At 60.4% G+C, this 3,804-nt stretch carries 4 protein-coding genes; all 4 read right to left on the reverse strand.

The features are described 5' to 3' along the window. A partial coding sequence (gene purH, locus A3754_RS00710) for a bifunctional phosphoribosylaminoimidazolecarboxamide formyltransferase/IMP cyclohydrolase (protein WP_063518578.1) occupies nt 1-1,160 on the reverse strand: 1,160 nt, incomplete at its 3' end. Nucleotides 1,161-1,329: 169 nt separating this feature from the next. Then, entirely contained in the window at nt 1,330-1,614 is a 285-nt protein-coding gene (gene fis / locus A3754_RS00715) for a DNA-binding transcriptional regulator Fis (RefSeq protein WP_007148571.1), read from the reverse strand. Between the two features lie 44 nt (nt 1,615-1,658). After that, entirely contained in the window at nt 1,659-2,699 is a 1,041-nt protein-coding gene (dusB, locus tag A3754_RS00720) for a tRNA dihydrouridine synthase DusB (RefSeq protein WP_063518579.1), read from the reverse strand. Nucleotides 2,700-2,822: 123 nt separating this feature from the next. After that, nucleotides 2,823-3,804: DUF3426 domain-containing protein (locus A3754_RS00725; protein ID WP_063518580.1), on the reverse strand; the 982-nt coding region annotated here is incomplete at its 5' end.

Consider the following 3,804-nt stretch of genomic DNA (forward strand, 5'->3'; position numbering starts at 1 on the left):
CCGATGTCGCGATCCTGCACCAGCAGGCCGCCGTTAACGCGCTTGTAGTCCAGGCCGCCCTCAGTGGGGCCCTGGATTTCGCCACACACCAGCACGCGCACGTTCTTCTTGGCGGCGGTGATTGCCAGAGCTTCGTCGGTGGCGCTGGGGGCGATGATTACTTCCACGAACTGGCGATCGACGATGGCCTTGGCGGTGTCCGCATCCAGCTCACGGTTGAAGGCAATGATGCCGCCAAAGGCGGATTCGGTGTCGGTTTCAAAGGCCAGATCGTAGGCCTTGCCGATGCCGTCCAGACTCACCGCCACACCGCAGGGGTTGGCGTGCTTGACGATCACACAGGCGGGCTTGGTGAAGCCTTTTACGCACTCCAGTGCGGCGTCGGTGTCGGCGATGTTGTTATAGCTCAGTTCCTTGCCCTGCAACTGCTTCGCGGTGGCGATGGAGGCCGGTGCCGGGTTGCGCTCGGTGTAGAAGGCCGCTTTCTGGTGCGGGTTCTCGCCGTAGCGCATGTTCTGGGTTTTTTCGAAGTTCAGGTTGATGGTGCGCGGGAAGTCGTCATTGTTTTCACCGACTTTCTTGCCGAAGTAGTTGGCAATGGCGCTGTCGTAGGCTGCGGTGTGTTCGAACGCCTTGATGGCCAGGTCGAAACGCAGGGTGTCGGACAGGGCGCCATCGTTGGCATCCATGTCGTCGAGCACGCGCTGGTAATCACCGGCAGCGGTGACGATGCCCACGTGGGCATTGTTCTTGGCCGCAGAGCGCACCATGGTCGGGCCACCGATATCGATGTTCTCGATGGCATCGATCAGGGAGCAATCCGGGTTGGCCACGGTGGCTTCGAATGGGTACAGGTTGACCACCACCAGATCAATGCGGCTGATGCCGTTGTCGGCCATGACCTGTTCGTCCTGGCCACGACGGCCGAGGATGCCGCCGTGCACTTTCGGATGCAGGGTTTTCACCCGACCATCCATCATTTCCGGGAAACCGGTGTAGTCAGAGACTTCGCGCACCGCGATGCCGGCCTCCTGCAGTTTCTTGAAGGTACCGCCAGTGGACAGCAGCTCCACGCCCTTGTCGGCCAGGGCCTGGGCAAATTCGACGATACCAGTCTTGTCGGAAACACTGATCAGTGCACGTTCAACGGCTTTGCTCATAAGTCACCTTTGGTGACGCTTGCACGCGGCACGCGATATGCTGGCACGCTAGGCGTGGTAGCGGTTTTGCGTGTTGCATGAAGCGTGTTGCATGTTGCGAGAAATCGGGTTGTCCAGAAACAAAAAAAGGGCAGTAGTGCCTACTGCCCTGATTTATAGCAGCCTGTTTTTACAACAGGCCGTACTGCTTGAGTTTCTTGCGCAGGGTACCGCGGTTCAGGCCCAGCAGCTCGGCGGCTTTGGTCTGGTTACCACGGGTGTACTCGAGCACTTTCTCAAGCAGGGGGATTTCCATCTCAGCCAGTACCATCGGGTAGAGCTCGCTCACGGCTTCGCCGTCCAGCTGGTTGAAATAATCGTTTAACGAACGTCGCACACAATTGCGCAAGGTATCGTGGGTTTCACTGCGCGCAATAGTAAGATGCGGCTGCTTTCGTGCTTCAGCGGTGTTCATTTCAGTAAGTGTCCGTGCAGCGGCTGTGTTAACTGAAGAAAGGGTCATGCGGCCAGGGCTCCGTTTTTCTTCCGGGCAGACACCTCGCCATAACGACCGAAACGAACCCGGTCGGTAGTGGCGCTGATCTGTTGGAAAAACTGCTCGATTGCCACGCATTGGTCGGTGGCATTTTCCAGTGTGTTAAACCCGCGCCGGAAGTCTTCCCCATCGGGCAGGTTCTGTGTGTACCAGCCCAAGTGCTTGCGTGCGATACGCACCCCCATGAACTCACCATAAAAATGATGCAGTTCGGACAGGTGCTGCTGCACGCAGTCATGGACTTCCGTTACTAACGGCGCTGCGGGCAGCGAGCCGTGCTCGAGGTAATACAGGGTGTCCCGGAAGATCCACGGGTTACCCTGAGCAGCGCGGCCGATCATGATACCACCGGCGCCGGTGGATTCCAGTACCCGTTTAGCTTTTTCCGGGCTATCCACGTCTCCATTAGCCATTACCGGAATATTAACCGCGTCCACCACCTGTTTGATGGTGGTGTATTCGGCCTCTCCGTTGAACTTGTCGGCGCGGGTGCGCCCGTGGATGGCGAGGGCCTGGATACCGGCGGCTTCGGCAATGCGGGCAATGGCGAGGGCATTGCGCTGATCGCGGTCGGGACCGGTACGGATTTTCAGGGTGACGGGGACGTCCACCGCATTGACCACCGCATCCAGGATGCGGCTGACCAGATCCGGGTCGGCCAGCAGGGCGGAGCCTGCGGCGCGCTTGCACACTTTTTTCGCCGGGCAGCCCATATTGATATCAATGATCTGGGCGCCGTGGTCCACGTTGGCGCGGGCCGCGTCTGCCAGCATGGTCGGCTCGCCGCCGGCAATCTGGACAGAGATGGGGCCCGGTTCGCCGCGGTGATCCAACCGTTGGCGAGACTTTCGAGAGTTCCACAGACGGGTGTCCGAGGTCACCATTTCCGACACCAGCAGGCCGGCTCCCAGGTCCCTGCACAAACGCCGGAAAGGGCGATCCGTGACGCCGGCCATGGGGGCCAGAATCAGGGAATTGGGCAGGTTATAGGGTCCGATCTGCATGGCGCCGGGCTTGGGGTGTCTAAAAGGGGAGACAATGATAGAGATCGACGGCCCGGGATGAAAGGGCAGCCTGCCATGAGCTGACGGGCTGCCGATGGATTGCTGTTGTGCGGCTGGATGCGGTTAGCGCTGACTGATCTGGTCGCGGGGCTGCGGGGCCGGAAGCAGGCGCAGGTTGTAGTTCACCGCCTTGTCACCCGGGTCCACGATTTCCAGAGAAATATGCAGCGGGGTGCGCGTGGGCATGGTTTCCATGCCGAGCAGATCCCCTTGCAGGTATTCCTGTGGGGTGAAGCGCCGGCTGGCAACGGGGCCGCCATTGAGAGCGCTGAAGCTCAGTTCCAGTTCCGGGAAGGGCTGGGGGTACTTGGCTTCATTGAACAGGATGGCGTCCACAATCAGGGCGTTGGCGTAATCCGGATGGCTGCGTACCACCAGGTTGGCGCCGCGCAGCTGGGTGATGTCTGAGCGGCTGGGCAATTGGCAGCCAAGTACATCACAGGCTTGCTGGTACATTGGGCGCCATTGCGGGCTACGGGCCAGGTCATCGAAGTTGAAGAAGGCGTATTGGCCGATCAGCACAACCAGAGCGATGACTGACAGAGACGTCCACTTGGCCAGGCCGCCCCAGTCCCGGCGCTGGCGGAAATGGTTGTCACGTTCGCGCACGGGCTTGCCGATGGGAACGGGTTCCTCGTAAAGATCGTCGCCAAACAGGTCCAGCCCACCGAACAGGCTGTCATCGTCGTCTTCGGGCTCTGCCGGTCGGGTTTGTTTCGGTGGTGGTGGGGCTGTTTTGCGCGCAGCTGGCTGCTCAGGGGCAGGGTTGTTGACGGGAGCGGACGTGGTTGTTTCGCCCGGGCTGGTCTCGGCGGGTTCATCGTCTTCCAGTTCCTGCAGCAAGGCCTCGGCCCAGGACTCGTCGGCATTTTCATGGTGGCTGGCCCGGCCGGCGCCATGCATGTCAGCGAAGTCTTCGCCTAATCCGCCGGCGGGGTCGTCCACATCCAGGTTCATGAACGAGTCGCTTAACTCCATGCCCTGAATGCTCAGGCCATCAGCGTCGGTGCCGTCATCGTCGCCAAATTTCTGCTCGTCCCCGGAA

The sequence above is a fragment of the Alcanivorax sp. HI0083 genome, from assembly GCF_001635175.1.